This is a genomic window from Kribbella pratensis, assembly GCF_004366075.1.
Lineage (GTDB): Bacteria > Actinomycetota > Actinomycetes > Propionibacteriales > Kribbellaceae > Kribbella > Kribbella pratensis.
Genome location: NZ_SODU01000003.1, coordinates 1,466,217 through 1,481,546, shown reverse-complemented (window position 1 = coordinate 1,481,546; position 15,330 = coordinate 1,466,217). Strand labels below are relative to the sequence as shown.

Here is a 15,330-nt window from a genome sequence, read left to right as displayed (position 1 = left end):
CTCTCATCACCTACGCTCATAGGTAGATCGTCTGGTACCCGGCAGCGGGACTGGAACGAGAAGAGAGTGAGCGATGGAACGGATCGGCTTGATCGGAGCCGGCCGGGCCGGAACCGCCTTGGGAGCAGCCTTGGCGGCAGCCGGACATCCCCTGGTCGGAGTCACCGCGCGCTCGGACGCGTCCCTGGACCGCGCCGCCCGCCTTCTGCCTGCTGTGCCCGTGCTGACCGCTGACGAGGTCACGAGGTGCGCCGACGTCGTACTGGTCGCCGTACCGGACGACCTGATTCACGACGTTGCGCACACACTGGCGTTGACCAGTGCGCAGTACGTCGTGCACCTGTCCGGAGCGCACGGCTTGGCCCCGCTAAGCGGGCTTGCTGCGACGCCGGTCGCGCTGCACCCGTCCATGACGTTTCCAGGCGGTCTGGTCAGCCTGGACGGGGTTATGTTCACTGCGACCGCTCCTGATGCGGCACGATCGATTGTCGAGCGGTTGGTGAAGGCGCTGGGCGCACAGGTGCAGTGGATCGCCGACGACCAGCGAGCGCGCTATCACGCCGGTCTGGTCCACGGCGCGAACCACCTCACCACACTGGTCTCGCAAGCAGTCGCCGTACTGCGGGAGGCGGGAGTGGCGGATCCGGTGGCGACACTGCGGCCGTTGCTCGTCGCAACCCTCGACAACACGCTGCGATCCGGTCATCATGCGCTCACCGGGCCGATCGCCCGGGGCGATGCCGACACGGTGGCAGCACACCTGGCAGTACTTCGGGACAGTACGAGGCGCACGTACGCCGAACTGGCCCGGGCGACTGTGGAACTGGCGACGGACGGGCGGCTGGACGCGGAGACGGTCCGCCGCTTGACCGAGGTACTGGACGGGCACCGGGCAGACCGGACAGGGGAGGCACCGCGATGAGACTCACCCAGACCAAGGCCGAACTGCGAGCGGCGGCCGCGATCAGGCCACGGGCGGTCGTGATGACGATGGGCGCCCTGCACGACGGCCATGCCGCGCTGCTGGCCGAGGCCCGCGAACGGGTCGGGCCGGACGGCAGTGTGGTCCTGACGATCTTCGTGAACCCGTTGCAGTTCGGGCCGACCGAGGACTTCGACCGGTACCCGCGGACGCTGGCCAGCGACCTGGCGATCGCGAAGAACGAGGGTGTCGACCTGGTCTTCAACCCGTCCCGGGACGAGCTGTACCCGAACGAGCCGTCGATCACGGTGCATCCGGGCCCGTTGGCGGACGAGCTCGAAGGCGTGTTCCGGCCGGGCCACTTCTCCGGCGTACTGACCGTGGTGTCGAAGCTGCTGCACCTGACCGCGCCCGACCTGGCGTTGTTCGGCGAGAAGGACTACCAGCAGCTGACGCTGATCCGCGAGATGGTCTGCGACCTCGACATGGACGTCGACATCGTGCCGGTGCCGACCGTGCGGGAGGCGGACGGTCTCGCGCTGTCCTCACGCAACCGGTACCTGAGCGAGACCGAGCGTGACGAGGCGCTGGTGCTGTACCGGGCGCTGAGCGCCGGCGCGAAGGCGGGGATGAACGGACCGGATGCGGTGCTGGCCGCGGCGCAGGCCGAGCTCGAGGCGGTGCCGTCGGTCAAGATCGACTATCTCGCCCTGCGCGCACCCGATCTCGGCCCGGTGATCGGCCCCGGCGAGGCCCGGATGCTGATCGCCGCCCGCGTCGGCCTGACCCGTCTCATTGACAACATTTCCATCACCCTTCGATGAATCCGGTTGATACGGTCACCGAATGACCGCACCTGCAGTCCCGCAACGGTTGGCCGCGCCGGAGGCCGGTTGGACCGACTCAGTTGACGTGGTGGTGATCGGCTCCGGCGTCGCCGGGCTGAGCGCCGCGCTCAAGGCCCGCGAGCTGGGCACTGTTCTGGTGGTGACGAAGGACGTCGTCGCTTCCGGCTCCACGCAGTGGGCGCAGGGCGGCATCGCCGCTGCCCTCCACCCGGAGGACTCTCCCGAGGAGCACCTGCAGGACACGCTCGTCGCCGGCGCCGGACTGAGCGACCCGGAGGCAGTCCGGGTGCTCGTCACCGAAGGCCCGGACGCCGTCCGCGACCTCATCGACCTCGGCGCACGCTTTGACACCATGGCCGACGGGGAGATCTCGCTCGGCCGTGAGGGCGGGCATCACCGCAACCGGATCGCGCACGCGGGTGGCGACGCGACCGGCGCCGAGATCGAGCGGGCGCTGGTTGCCGCGGTCAAACAGGCCAAGGGCATCCGGCTGGTCGAGCACGCCCTGGTCCTCGACCTGCTCGCCGCAGCCGACGGCTCCATCGCCGGCGTGACGTTGCACGTGATGGGCGAGGGACAACTCGACGGCGTCGGCGCGATCCGTGCCCGGGCGGTGATCCTGGCGTCCGGCGGTCTCGGACAGTTGTACGCGGCAACAACCAACCCGAGCGTCTCGACCGGTGACGGCATGGCGCTCGCGCTCCGGGCCGGCGCGAAGGTGCGGGACCTGGAATTCGTGCAGTTCCACCCGACGGTGCTCTGGCTGGGCAAGAGCGCGAAAGGCCAGCAGCCGTTGGTGTCCGAGGCGGTTCGCGGCGAGGGCGCGTTCCTCGTCGACCACACCGGCAAGCGATTCATGCAAGGCCAGCACGAGCTCGCCGACCTGGCGCCGCGGGACATCGTGGCGAAGGCGATCATGCGCCAGATGCTTGCCACCGGCAAGGACCACGTCTACCTGGACGCCCGGCACTTCGGCGACGAGAAGTGGCGGGTACGGTTCCCGACCATCCTCGCGTCCTGCCGCTCGCACGGTATCGACCCGGTCCGCGAGCTGATCCCGGTCGCCCCCGCCTGCCACTACTCATCGGGCGGCGTGTGGACGGACCTGAACGGCCAGACGTCGGTGCCCGGCCTGTACGCCTGCGGTGAGGTTGCGTGCACCGGCGTACACGGCGCGAACCGGCTCGCCTCGAACTCGTTGCTCGAAGGACTCGTGTTCGCCCGCCGGATCGCCGCGCACCTCGCGAACGGGCTGCCCGAACAGCGGGAGCCGGTCGTGGACCGCCGTACGCCGGGACTCGTCGACGCGGACGTCGTACCCGAGCTGCAGCGGGCGATGACTGTGGGCGCCGGCGTGATCCGGAGCGCGACCGGTCTGTCGGAGGCGGGTGCGGCGATCGGCAAGCTGATCGAGCAGCCGTACGACGAGCCGGGAACGCCGGGCTGGGAGGCGACGAACCTGGTGACCGTCGCCTCCGCGCTGATCGCCGCGGCGACCGCCCGCGAAGAAAGCCGTGGCGCGCACTGGCGCGAGGACCACCCGGACCGCGATGATCTGCACTGGTTCGGAAGCCTGGACGTGACACTTGATCAACAGGCTGTGCCACAGGCCACGTTTGTTTCGCGCGAATCCGAGGAGAATGACCGGCATGGATGAGACAGTCGACCGGCAGTGGGTCGGTGACCTCGTGCGGGCAACCATCGAGGAGGACCTGGCCGGAGGCGTCGACGTGACGACCACCGCCACGGTCGACCCGGACCAGGTGTCGGTCGCCGAGTTGGTCGCCCGCGCCGACGGCGTGGTGGCGGGCCTGGAGATCGCGGAGCTGGTGTTGCGCCAGGTCGCGGCGCCGGACGAGATCGAGATCGAGCACACCGTCCGCGACGGCGACTCGGTGCAGCGCGGCGGCATCCTGATGACGGTCCGCGGCAAGACGCGGCAGCTCCTGACGGCCGAGCGCACCACGCTGAACCTGCTCTGCCATCTGAGTGGAGTGGCCACGCTGACCCGGCACTGGGTCGATGCGGTCGAGGGCACCGGCGCGGTCATCCGCGACACCCGCAAGACCATGCCGTTGCTCAGGTCCCTCGAGAAGTACGCCGTCCGTTGCGGGGGCGGGAAGAACCACCGGATGGGCCTGTCCGACGCCGCGCTGATCAAGGACAACCACGTGATCGCGGCCGGTGGTGTCGCGGAGGCGTTCCGCCTGGTGCGCAAGGCGTATCCGGAGATCGGGATCGAGGTCGAGGTGGACTCGGTCGAGGACGCGGTGATCGCGGTCGAGTCCGGCGCCGAGCTGGTCCTGCTGGACAACATGGACGTCCCGTTGCTGCGTGAAGCCGTCGAGAAGGTCGCCGGCCGCGCCCGGCTGGAGGCCTCTGGCGGGCTGACCCTGGACAGGGCGCGAGAGGTCGCCGAGACCGGTGTCGACTTCCTCGCGGTCGGTGCGCTGACACACTCCGCGCCGGTGCTCGACATCGGGTTGGACCTCAAGGAGGCCTGAGTGTTGCTGGCCGTTGCCGTCGAGAACACCAGGACGCTGGTCGGCCTGGTGTTCGAAGGCACGGTCAAGCGGCACTGGTGGGTCGGGACCGATCCGCGTCGTACGGCGGACGAGTGGGCGGTGCTGCTGCAGGGCCTGCTCACGGGTGAATCGCCGGTGTCCGGGATCGCCGTGTGCTCCGCCGTACCGCATGTGCTGCACGAGTTGCGGGACGTCGTGTCGCGCTACTACCAGGGTGTGCCGAGTGTCGTCGTCGAGCCCGGTGTGAAGACCGGGCTGCCGGTGCTGGTGGACAACCCGCGGGAGGTCGGCACGGACCGGATCGCGAACGCGCTGGCGGCCGCCACCTTGTACGGCGCGCCCTGCCTGGTCGTCGACGTCGGTACGGCGATCACGATCGACGCGGTGAACCCGGCCGGCGCCTTCATCGGCGGAGTGATTGCCCCGGGCATCGAAACCGCGTCCGACGCGCTCGGGCAGGCGGCCGCGCAACTGCGCCGGGTCGAGCTGGTGCGGCCGCGGTCGGTGGTGGCGAAGAACACCGTCGAGGCGCTGCAGTCCGGTGCGATCCACGGCTTCGCCGCGCTGGTCGACGGTCTGGTCGCGCGGATCCGGACCGAACAGTCTCTGAACGACGACGTCGCAGTCGTGCTCACCGGCGCCCTCGCGCCACTCCTGGCCGGCCAGTTGACCACCGCGGTCCGCGACGAACCGTTGCTGACCCTGCGCGGTCTGTATCAGGCCTTCGCCCGCAACCACGGCTGAGATCGGCAACCTCTTGTGCGCTTGAGGTGACCTGCCTCACTATGAGCCTAGGGGTGACTTCAGGGGTTGGGGGAAATATGAGGTCTGTTTACCGGGCACTGGCCGGGCTCATTGCGATCTTGGTGGTCGTCCAGGCGATGGCGATCGCACTCGCGTGGTTCACGGTCATCAAGGACGTCGACGGCGGCCTGGTGTTCGACAAGAACTCCGATGCCAACGTCGGACACATGATCCACACCATCGTGGGCAGCGGGGTCATCCCACTGCTGGCGATCCTGTTGCTGATCGTCTCGTTCTTCGCGAAGGTCGACGGCGGCGTCAAGTGGGCGCTGTACGTCTTCGGTCTGGTCGCCCTGCAGTTCGGGCTGGCTGCCCTGTCGTTCGGCGTATCCGCGGTCGGCGCACTGCACGGGCTGAACGCGTTCGCGCTGCTGGCGGTCGCGGGCATGGCGGCCCGGCGAGCAGGGTCTCAGCCGGTGACGACGGCCGCAGCGTCCCCGGCCTCGACGATCTAGATGCTGTTGGCAACTGACGGACGGCGGTCGTGAGGATGCGATCGCCGTCTCGGCGTGCGCTGATCGCGGTGGTCGCGACACTGGTCGTGCTGGCGCCGATCGGGTTCTTCTGGCAGCGGAGCCTGATCCCGAACGACCTGTCGCCGATGGCGATGGGGTACGCCGATTACGGCGGCGGGCCGGCGTCGGCGCATCACGGGACCGACCTCAACCGGCTGACAGGTCCTGCCGATCAGAAGCCGGATGTCGCGGTGGATCTCGTCGCGCGCAAGGAGCGTTTCCACCTTCCCGGCCGCGGGCCGATGGACGGGTACACGTTGAACCACACGTCGCCGGGGCCGCGGATCGTCGCGAAACAAGGCGATCTCGTCCAGGTCACCCTGCACAACGAAAACGTTGCCGAGGGCATCACATTGCACTGGCACGGGGTCGACGTACCGAATGCCGAGGACGGTGTCGCGGGCGTCACGCAGGACGCGATCCCGCCCGGCAAGTCCTTCGTGTACCGCTTCGTCGCGAAGGACGCCGGCACGTACTGGTACCACTCGCACCAGGTCTCGCACGAGCAGGTGCAGAAGGGGCTGTACGGCGTACTGATCGTCCAGCCGACCGCCGCGGACGTGATTGCGGCGGTGCACACGTACGCCAAGGTCCGCACGGTCAACGGCGAGTACGGCGAACGCCGCGTGAAGGCGCCCGGTCCGATCGCACGGGTGCGGTTGATCAACACCGACAACGGACCGATGGCGGTCTGGGTCGACGGGGCGTCGTACAAGGTGGTCGCGGTCGACGGGAGCGAGGTGAACGCGCCCACCGAGGTGAGCGGGAAGGCGGTGCTCGTCACCGCGGGCGGCCGGGTGGACCTCGAGGTTCCCACGGCGAAGGCGGTGCGGATCGGGCTCGGCGGCGGACCGACGACGCTGGTGATCGGGGACGGCGACGCGCCGACCGGGACCGAGCCGCGGGACCGGGTCGACCTGCTGAACTACGGAGCGCCGAAACCGATCGGGTTCGATCCCGCGAAGGCGACCCGGGTGTTCCGGTACGACATCGGCCGCCGGATCGGGTTCTTCGACGGGAAGCCCGGGCTGTGGTGGACGATCAACGGGCATCAGTACCCGGACGTGCCGATGTTCGTGGTGCGCGAGGGCGACATCGTGCGGATGACGATCAAGAACACGTCAGGCCAGGTCCATCCGATGCACCTGCACGGCCACCACGTCGTCGTCCTGAGCCGCGACGGGGTGCGCGCGACCGGGAGCCCGTGGCGCACGGACTCCCTCAACGTCGAGGACAAGGAGACCTACGAGGTCGCCTTCGTCGCCGACAACCCGGGCATCTGGATGGACCACTGCCACAACCTCCCGCACGCCGCCCAAGGCCTCGTGACCCACCTGATGTACGCCGGCGTCACCACCGACCACCATCTCGGCGGCACCCCGAACAATCAGCCCGAGTAGATCGGGCGCCCGACCGTGAGGGATGTGCGGAGGGTTTCGGGGAGGCCGTTGAAGGCCTCGTCGGGTTGGGTGCCGGTGGCGTCGAGGGTCTTGGAGAAGAACGCTCGGGCCGCTGCTGCCAGGGCCACGTCGAGTACGTCGGCGTCCGTCAGGCCGAGTGCTTTCAGTACGTCGACGTCCGCCTGGGTGACAGTGTCCGCGGCGAGCGCGACCTGGCGGGCGAAGGCCATCACAGCGCGGTCGACCGGGTCGTGCGCCGGCTCGTCGACGAGCGCCGCGACTTCCTCGGCGGTGTAGAACTTGTCGGCCAGGACCTGGCCGTGCGCGAGGCTGCAGTAGCTCGACTTCAGCGCGGTCGCCGCGGCCAGCGTGGCGAGCTCGTAGCGGCGCAGGTCCATCGACTCCTTGATCGCGCCGTTCAGCTGCTTCCACGCCTCGTAGACGGCCGGTCGCGCGGCGAACGTGTGGACGAAGTTGGGCACGTGCCCAGCCGGCGCCCGATTCGCCGCGAACATCTCCGGAACGTTCGGCGTACTGATGAATGCCATCGTGGTTCCCCCCTCACTGGCTTACTTCAAGGTAAGTGCGCGATACCGATCCGGCAACGGGTGTAGGGGGAGGGCACCTGCGACTGGGTATGGTTCACCCGGTTGGTCGTGAGGAGACGAGGGGTGGTCGGAATGCGGCGCGTGCTCGCCGTAGCGCTGGCGGTGGTCGCGGGCGCTGCCTCGCTGACTGCTTGTGCCTCCGATCCGCCGCCGACCGATGTCGCCGTCGCATGGGCGCCCAACGGGCGGGCCGCGGTGCTGGTGACCTGGAAGGACAACGGGCAACCGAACCGGATCACGATCGAGGGTGTGCTCAGCGAGAGCCCGTCGTACGTGAAGTACGTCCCGGCCGGTGAACCGAACCGGTGGGAGATCCCGACCTCGGCGTTCCCGGCGGACGGGAACTACAAGGTCGCCGTCGCGACCGGGACTTCACAAGGCGGCGTGACCAGCAAGCTCACCAAGTCGCCGGTGTTCGACACCGACGGTCCGGTGCGGCCGACCGCGGCGACGGTGGCGAAGCAGGGGCGCGGGGTGCTGATCAGATGGTCGGTGCCGGTCGCTCCGCAGGACTTCACGCCGAACGACCCGCTGGACGTGAAGGGCAAGAAGACCCAGCGGTACGTGCCGATGATCGGCCGTCCCGGCCAGATGCTGAAGGTGATCGGCCCGGCGACGACCTCGAACCGGCAGGTGATCAAGAGCGTCAAACCGCCGTACACCTTCCAGCTGCGCACCCAGAACGAGTGGAGCACCAGCATCGGCGGGCAGGTTCTCGGGCTGACCAGCTCGATCAACGCCGCTGTGCCGAGTCTGGCCCAGTTCAGCGTGCCGATCCGGGTCCGCGGGCGGGTCATCCTGTACCAGGTCGGCTGCGACCTCGACTCGCCGTGCACGAGCCAGCGCGCGACCCCGGCCGGCGTACCGGTCGTGGTGCTGACCCAGGTCACCCCGGGCTCGCGGTGGACACCGGCGGCACGCGGGTCGACGACGGCCGGCGGGTACTACGACATCGCGGTGCCGACCGGCGGCAGCCGCCCGTACAAGATCACCGTGCCGGAGAACACCAAGGGCGGGACACACACAGGTACCTCGACCAGCAAGCCGGCGTACACGAAGAGCATCGTCCGGGTCGCGTCGGCCGGATTCGCCAACGGGAACACCGCGACGGCGAAGGGCTCGACCGTGACCGTGTCCGTCGCCGTGAAGCCGGCCCTGAACACGACCGTGATGCTGCAGGCCTGGAACCGGCAGACCCGCCGGTGGGTGGACTCCAAGGCGCTGCCGATGCGCAACGGCCAGGCCGCGCTCGCGTTCAAGGCCGCGCAGCCGGGCGACTTCGTCTACCGGTTCGTCATCCCCGGCGCGATGATGTTCGGCCGGCCGATGGACGGGACCACGACGCCGCAGTTGCAGCTACACGTCCGCTGACTCGGTCGCCGCCGCCTCGGGAACCGACTCCGCCTCGTCGCGACGGCGCTTGCGGACCTTGCGTACGACGTACAGCGCGACCGCCACGACCGCGACGGCGATCAGCGCGAAGACCGACACCCGGCCGAAGATCCTGTCGGCGTTGTCGCCGATCTTGTACGCGACGACACCGATCGTGGTCGCCCAGGCGATGCCGCCGGCCGCGTTCGCGGCCAGGAACCGCGGGTAGTGCATCCGCAGCATGCCGGCCATCGGGCCCGCGAAGATCCGCAGCAGTGCGACGAAGCGGCCGAAGAACACCGTCCAGACGCCGTACTTGTGGAAGTACTTCTCGGCCCGGACGATCCGGTCCTCGGAGAAGTGATGGAACCGCTTGCCCAGCCGCTCGAAGAGCCGCCGGCCGGCCTTGCGGCCGATGAAGTACCCGATCGAGTCGCCGATGATCGCACCCGCGGCGGCGGCCAGGATCACGAACTCGATCTTCAGATGATGCTGCTGCGACGCGAGCAGCGAGGCCGCGATGAGCGTGGTCTCACCGGGCAGCGGCACACCCATGCTCTCCAGGCCGATGACAAGTCCGACCACCAGATACGCCAGCACGGCCACCCCGGTAGGAATGGCGATCGCCTGGGCGAGTAGAGGTTCCCCCATGCACCCATAGTGACATCGCCAGACAACCTATTTGGTGTCAGGGCAACTAACTCCGGGGAATCTCAGGGGCGTGGCCGTTGTCCGAGGGGATTTGTGGGGCTGTCTCGCCGGAGAACGCCTTGGTGACGTTCTGCAACGCGGTGGTGACCTCGGAGGGGATCACCCAGAAGGTGTTGCCCGGGCCCTTGGCGAGTTCGGGGAGCATCTGCAGGTACTGGTAGGCGAGCAGTTTGGGGTCCGGGTCGTTGCGGTGGATGGCCTCGAACACGGTGTCGATCGCCTTCGCCTGCCCCTCGGCGCGCAGGATCGCCGCCTGCCGGTCGCCTTCCGCGGTCAGGATCCGGGACTGCCGCACGCCCTCGGCGTTCAGGATCGCGGCCCGCTTCTCCCGCTCGGCCCGCATCTGCTTCTCCATCGACTCCTTGATCGATCCCGGCGGCTCGATGGCCTTCAGCTCGACCCGGTTCACCCGGATCCCCCACTTGCCGGACGCCTCGTCGAGGACACCACGCAGGATCGAGTTGATGTGCTCGCGCGACGTCAGCGTCTTCTCCAGGTCCAGCGCGCCGATCACGTTCCGCAGCGTGGTCACGGTCAGCTGCTCGATCGCCTGGATGTAGTTCTGGATCTCGTACGCCGCGGCGCGCGGATCGGTGACCTGGAAGTACAGCACCGTGTCGATGTGGACGACCAGGTTGTCCTCGGTGATCACCGAGTTCGGCTCGAACGACACCACCTGCTCGCGCAGGTCGATCAGCTGCCGCGGCCGGTCGACGAACGGGATCACCACGTTCAGGCCGGGCTCGAGCGTGCGCAGGTACCGGCCGAGGCGCTCGACGTTGCTGGCCCGCGCCTGCGGCACGATCCGCACGGTCCGCAGGACCAGTACGACGGCGAGCAGCGCGACGACGATTCCGATGATCAGTTCGGCCATGGTTCCTCCTGAGGATGGACGAGAGCGGTAGCGCCCTCGATGGCGAACACGTCGACCCGGGTGCCCGCGGGGATCTGCAGGTGCGGGTCGTAGGAGCGGGCGCTCCACTCCTCGCCGCCGATCCGGACCCGGCCGGCGTCCCGGTCACACGGCGCGAGTACGACGGCCTCGCGCCCGATCAGCGCGGCGACACCGGTACGCAGCTTCGGATGCCCCATCAGATGCCGGCGCGCGACCGGGCGCACCAGCGTGACCATGGTCGCCGCGGTGACCGCGAAGGCCAGCACCTGGAAGGCGATACCGAGTCCCAGCCCGCCGACCGCGGCCGCCGAGAGCGCGGCGACGGCGAGCAGGAGCAGGTCGAAGGTCGCTGTCATCAACTCGGCCGTGCCGAGGACGGCGGCGACGATCAACCACAAGATCCAGGACTGCATAGCGACCACCCGACGGCGGAAAGTACCTCTACATTCGACGGTACTCCTGGATACGCGGTCAGGCAGCTAACGGTTCAGCTGTTGTCCGGCGGATCCCCGGTCGGTACGACGGCGATCAGCGAAGTGACCTCGCGTGCGCCGGCCGGATGGCTGGTGATCGTCCGGCCCTTCTTGTAGCGGTCGACGACCTCGATCAGCTCTTCGTTGAACCTCTTCGCCTCGTCATGGGTCAGCCACAGCCGGGACCTGCTCATCGAACTGACATCGTCCCAGGGGTCGTCCGCGTCCATGTCCACGAACTGGTCGAGGACGCCGTCCATGGCGGTCTTGATCATCGCCTGGCTGGCCAGCCGCCCGGCGCTGGTGGACTGCGACGAGATCACCAGGCTGGCGGCCGGCGCCTGCCAGGGCCGCTCGCGGCCGTCGGCGGACTCGTCGGCGCGCTGGATGATGCCCCACTTCTCCAGGGCGCGGAGGTGGTAGCTCATCGCGGACGGCGTCAGCCCGGCCAGCTCCGCGCACTCGGTGGCGGTCAGCACCTTGCCGTTGAACAGCTCGTCGATGACCCGCTGCCGGGCCGGGTGCGCGAGGGCGCGGATCGCCTTCGGGTCCGTGATCACCAGCCGCTTCTTCTTCGCCACGAGGTCAGCGTAGCGAACCCCTTGACGCCGCAAAATCCGAAGTGTTTACTTCACAACTATGAAGCAAACACTTCAGACCTCGATCTGGTCGTTCCGGGACATCCGGCTGGTGCTGCCCGCTCGCGCGCTGTCGTACGCGGGCGACTCGATCGCGATGATCGCGTTGATGCTGCGGGTCTCCGACGGTCACGGGCCGGCGGCCGTCACGGCACTGCTGCTCGCGTTCGCCGTACCGACCGTGGTGATGATCCCGTTCGCGGGGCGGATCGTGGACGGGTTCGACTCGCGGACGGTCCTGGTCTGGTCAGGGCTGCTGCAGGTGGGCGCCGGCGTCGGGCTGGCGTTCGTGCACGACCTGGTCGACACGCTGGCGCTGGTGTGCGTGCTTCAGATCGGCCAGGCCGTCGCCGGACCGGCATGGGGTGCGCTGATCCCGCGGATCGTCGGCGAGGAGCTCGTCGGTCGCACCACCGGCACCAGCCAGGCGCTGATCGGGGTCGCGACGCTGGCCGGCTCGGCGGCCGGTGGTGTGCTGGTCGGTTGGGTCGGCAGCCGCGGCGCACTGCTCGTCGACGCCGCGACCTTCCTCGCCCTGGTGGTCATCGCGCAGCTGGTCCGCACCCGCCGCCGACCGGAGCCCGGGGCCGCTCGCGAGCGCGGCGGGGTGTCGGCGGGACTGCGCGCCATCTTCGGTGACGACATCCTGAAGATCCTGGTGCCGGCGCTCTGGATGTTCGTGGTCGTGGGCGAGGCGGTCAACGTCGTGGAAGTGTTCTTGATCACCGGGGAGCTCGGCCTCGGGCCCGCTCTGTACGGCGTGGCGGGCGCGGCGACCGGAGCCGGGGCGATCGTGGGAGCCTGGTACAGCGGCCGGCTGAACGGCGACCGGGCCCGGGCGGTGGGAGTCGTCGTGGGAACGGCGGCGATCGGCGGGGCGAGCGTACTGATGGGTCTGGCGGGCAACCTCGTGACGCTGCTGATCGGGGCCACCACGATCGGCGTCGGCAGCGGGTTGCTGAACGCGGCGACCAGCGCACTGGTGGTGACCAGGTCCGCCGAAGCCGTCCGTGGCCGAGTGATCGCGGCCCTGAACGGCACGGTCCGCTCGTTCAGCATTCTCGCGATGCTGCTGGGCGGGCTGGCCGGTGCTCTGCTCGGTCCGCGCGGGACGTTCGTGACGTGCGGAGTGGCGTGCGTGGTGGCCGCCGCGATCGTCGGCGCCCTGGTCGCCCGGAGCAAGGACGAATCAAAGGATTCGGAGCTGGAGGCAGTCAGTCACTAGCCTTTGGGGCATGACTGACGCACACGTGGACCCGGTGAACCCCGACAGCGGGCAGGACGACCTGCCCGAGCAGATGCGGGTTCGCCGGGAGAAGCGTGACCGCCTGCTGGCGGAAGGAGTGCCGCCGTACCCGATCTCGGTGGCCCGGACGCACCTGCTCAAGGACCTGCGGGCGAAGTACGACGCGCAGGACCTGGAGCCCGACACCCGGACCGGCGAGCAGGTCTCGGTGGCCGGCCGGGTGATCTTCCTGCGCAACACCGGCAAGCTCTGCTTCGTCCGGCTCCGCGAGGGGGACGGGACCGAGCTGCAGGTGATGTTCTCGCTCGCCGACCTCGGCGAGGAGGAGCTGGCCCGGTTCAAGCAACTCGTCGACATCGGCGACCTGCTGGCCGTCCAGGGCGAGGTGATCACCAGCCGGCGCGGTGAGCTGTCCGTGCAGGCGACCGCGTGGCAGATGGCCGCGAAGACCCTCCGCCCGCTGCCGAACGAGCACAAGCCGCTCAGCGAAGAGGCCCGCGTCCGGATGCGGTACGTCGACCTGATCGTCCGCCCCGAGGCGCGCGAGATGGTCCGCGCGAAGGCAGCCGTCCTGAAGGCGCTGCGCGCGACGTACGACGGTCACGGCTTCGTCGAGGTCGAGACGCCGGTGCTGCAGCTGACCAACGGCGGCGCCGCGGCCCGGCCGTTCTCGACCCACCTGAACGCGTTCGACCAGGAGATGAAGCTCCGGATCGCGCTCGAGCTCGACCTCAAGCGGGCGATGATCGGCGGCGTCGACCGGGTGTACGAGATCGGCCGGACGTTCCGTAACGAGGGCCTGGACTCCACCCACTCCGCGGAATTCTCGATGATCGAGGCGTATCAGGCGTACGGCGATTACGACACGATGGCCGAGCTGATCCAGGAGCTGATCCGGAACGCGGGCCGTGCGATCGGTCGTACGACGGTCACCGGGCGCGACGGTTCCACCATCGACATCGAGCAGCCGTTCCGGCATGCGACGCTTTTCGGGCTGCTCTCGGAAGCGGTCGGGGAGAGTGTCGACGCGACCACCGACCTGGCTGGTCTGACCAAGTTGGCCGAGCAGCACGACGTCGAGTTGCAGCCGGGCCGGAATGCCGGCGAGATCGCCGTCGACTTGTTCGAGAAGCTCTGCGAGCACACCCTGATCCAGCCCACCTTTGTCCGCGACTATCCGGAGTCGGCGCGACCGCTGGCGAAGCCGCACCGGGAAATTCCGGGGCTGGTCGAGGCCTGGGACCTGTTCTTCAACGGTGTCGAACTCGGGGTCGCGTACTCAGAGCTGAACGACCCGGTGATCCAGCGCGATCGCCTGGTGGAGCAGTCGTTGCAGGCCGCCGCGGGCGACCCGGAGGCGATGGATCTCGACGAGGACTTCCTGCGCGCGATGGAATTCGGGATGCCGCCGGCCGGCGGGATGGGGATGGGCCTGGACCGCTTGGTGATGTTGCTCACCGGGACCGGTATCCGGGAGACGATTCTGTTCCCGTTGCTGCGTCCGGAGTGATTTTCCAGTTCGTTGCATAGCACAACGGTCGGCCTTGGCAAATCCCGGGGCCGAATTCATTCCGGCCCGGCCGGTTCGTACCGGATGAATACTCAAGGTCACCGTGACTGCGCAGCGTCGATGAATGACAAGCACCTGGTTTGTGCGGTACAAATCAGGTGCTAACAATTCAGCAGGGGATTGTGCCCGATGGCGGGCGCGGAAAGGTTGTCATCGATGGCGCAAAGGGTGCAGGTGGTTCTCGAGGACGATCTCGACGGCGGTAAGGCCGACGAGACCGTCACTTTCGGGCTGGACGGAACGACCTATGAGATCGACCTGTCCAAGAAGAACGCCGCGAAACTGCGCGACGCCCTCGCCGCGTACGTCGGCTCGGGCCGCCGGGTGGCCGGCCGCCGGGGTGCGGCGGGCCGGGCGCGCGGCCGCGGCCGGTCGGCCTCGGACTCCGCGGACATCCGGGCCTGGGCCAAGGAGAACGGCTACGAGGTCAGCGAGCGCGGCCGGATCTCCGCCGAGGTACGCGCGGCGTACAACGACGCGAAGTAATTCCAGCTGTCGCCGGTCCCGGCACCCCAATGCGGGTGCCGGGGCCGTCCGCATTCCGGTTGTTTCACAGAGTGGGACACGGCGTGTCGGGCCTGATGGCTGACCGGGCAGGCAGTTCTGGGAATTCGCTGGTGGCGAACACGCTGTCGGATCGCGGTGAACCGGGAACACGCTGGTTACCAGTGCGGTTGTTCCCTTGTGATGCCACCCGGACTGCCGATGGACGCGTGATCAGATGTTCGCCGAGAGCGAGCCTGTCGGTACCGGGGACTAGCATGCATGTACGGGGGTCGGCCAACACGGCACGTCCGACTCCTC

At 68.7% G+C, this 15,330-nt stretch carries 16 protein-coding genes; 11 read left to right on the top strand and 5 right to left on the bottom strand.

Annotated features, from left to right (window positions below; all coding sequences use genetic code 11):
• Positions 1-73: 73 nt before the first annotated feature.
• The 7 genes from EV137_RS31365 (at position 74) to EV137_RS31335 (ending at position 7,014) form a co-directional block, all read left to right on the top strand.
• Positions 74-922 carry a Rossmann-like and DUF2520 domain-containing protein gene (locus EV137_RS31365; RefSeq protein WP_134131767.1) on the top strand — a complete coding sequence of 283 codons (849 nt, stop codon included), beginning with the start codon at positions 74-76 and terminating at the stop codon, positions 920-922.
• Positions 919-1,746 (top strand): pantoate--beta-alanine ligase, encoded by an 828-nt coding sequence (gene panC / locus EV137_RS31360; protein ID WP_133785767.1) that lies wholly within the window; start codon positions 919-921, stop codon positions 1,744-1,746. Before EV137_RS31365 ends, panC begins: the two co-directional genes overlap by 4 nt.
• A gap of 22 nt (positions 1,747-1,768) precedes the next feature.
• On the top strand, positions 1,769-3,427 hold the full coding sequence (locus EV137_RS31355; RefSeq protein WP_134131766.1) for an L-aspartate oxidase: 1,659 nt from the start codon (positions 1,769-1,771) through the stop codon (positions 3,425-3,427).
• Positions 3,420-4,274 carry a carboxylating nicotinate-nucleotide diphosphorylase gene (gene nadC, locus EV137_RS31350; RefSeq protein WP_134131765.1) on the top strand — a complete coding sequence of 285 codons (855 nt, stop codon included), beginning with the start codon at positions 3,420-3,422 and terminating at the stop codon, positions 4,272-4,274. Before EV137_RS31355 ends, nadC begins: the two co-directional genes overlap by 8 nt.
• Positions 4,275-5,039, top strand: a complete 765-nt coding sequence (locus tag EV137_RS31345; protein ID WP_134131764.1) for a type III pantothenate kinase — start codon at positions 4,275-4,277, stop codon at positions 5,037-5,039. It abuts the gene before it with no gap.
• Between the two features lie 77 nt (positions 5,040-5,116).
• Entirely contained in the window at positions 5,117-5,554 is a 438-nt protein-coding gene (locus tag EV137_RS31340) for a DUF6220 domain-containing protein (protein WP_134007803.1), read from the top strand.
• 35 nt (positions 5,555-5,589) lie between these two features.
• Complete coding sequence (locus EV137_RS31335; RefSeq protein WP_134131763.1) at positions 5,590-7,014, top strand: multicopper oxidase family protein; 1,425 nt, start codon at positions 5,590-5,592, stop codon at positions 7,012-7,014.
• Here EV137_RS31335 and EV137_RS31330 read toward each other — a convergent pair.
• Positions 7,002-7,562: a carboxymuconolactone decarboxylase family protein gene (locus EV137_RS31330; RefSeq protein ID WP_134131762.1), complete on the bottom strand. Its 561-nt coding sequence runs from the start codon at positions 7,560-7,562 to the stop codon at positions 7,002-7,004. The genes EV137_RS31335 and EV137_RS31330 overlap by 13 nt on opposite strands.
• Positions 7,563-7,694: 132 nt before the next feature.
• Here EV137_RS31330 and EV137_RS31325 point away from each other — a divergent pair, with 132 nt between their 5' ends.
• A complete protein-coding gene (locus EV137_RS31325) occupies positions 7,695-8,993 on the top strand; it encodes a hypothetical protein (protein WP_238175713.1) in 1,299 nt (432 codons plus the stop codon).
• Here the strand turns inward: EV137_RS31325 and EV137_RS31320 are convergent.
• From EV137_RS31320 to EV137_RS31305, 4 genes are all read right to left on the bottom strand, one after another.
• Positions 8,979-9,644 (bottom strand): DedA family protein, encoded by a 666-nt coding sequence (locus tag EV137_RS31320; protein WP_134007807.1) that lies wholly within the window; start codon positions 9,642-9,644, stop codon positions 8,979-8,981. The genes EV137_RS31325 and EV137_RS31320 overlap by 15 nt on opposite strands.
• A gap of 46 nt (positions 9,645-9,690) precedes the next feature.
• A complete protein-coding gene (locus EV137_RS31315) occupies positions 9,691-10,578 on the bottom strand; it encodes an SPFH domain-containing protein (protein WP_134131760.1) in 888 nt (295 codons plus the stop codon).
• A complete protein-coding gene (locus EV137_RS31310) occupies positions 10,566-11,012 on the bottom strand; it encodes an NfeD family protein (RefSeq protein WP_134007811.1) in 447 nt (148 codons plus the stop codon). Before EV137_RS31310 ends, EV137_RS31315 begins: the two co-directional genes overlap by 13 nt.
• A 74-nt stretch (positions 11,013-11,086) precedes the next feature.
• Positions 11,087-11,653, bottom strand: coding sequence for an ArsR/SmtB family transcription factor (locus EV137_RS31305; protein ID WP_166680059.1), 567 nt, complete (start codon positions 11,651-11,653; stop codon positions 11,087-11,089).
• Positions 11,654-11,711: 58 nt separating this feature from the next.
• Here EV137_RS31305 and EV137_RS31300 point away from each other — a divergent pair, with 58 nt between their 5' ends.
• The 3 genes from EV137_RS31300 (at position 11,712) to EV137_RS31290 (ending at position 15,012) form a co-directional block, all read left to right on the top strand.
• The gene (locus tag EV137_RS31300; RefSeq protein ID WP_134131759.1) at positions 11,712-12,935 is read left to right on the top strand and encodes an MFS transporter; all 1,224 of its coding nucleotides are present in this window, start codon (positions 11,712-11,714) and stop codon (positions 12,933-12,935) included.
• Positions 12,936-12,945: 10 nt separating this feature from the next.
• Positions 12,946-14,466: a lysine--tRNA ligase gene (gene lysS / locus EV137_RS31295; protein WP_134007817.1), complete on the top strand. Its 1,521-nt coding sequence runs from the start codon at positions 12,946-12,948 to the stop codon at positions 14,464-14,466.
• Positions 14,467-14,682: 216 nt separating this feature from the next.
• Complete coding sequence (locus EV137_RS31290; RefSeq protein WP_130384932.1) at positions 14,683-15,012, top strand: histone-like nucleoid-structuring protein Lsr2; 330 nt, start codon at positions 14,683-14,685, stop codon at positions 15,010-15,012.
• Positions 15,013-15,330: the final 318 nt, after the last annotated feature.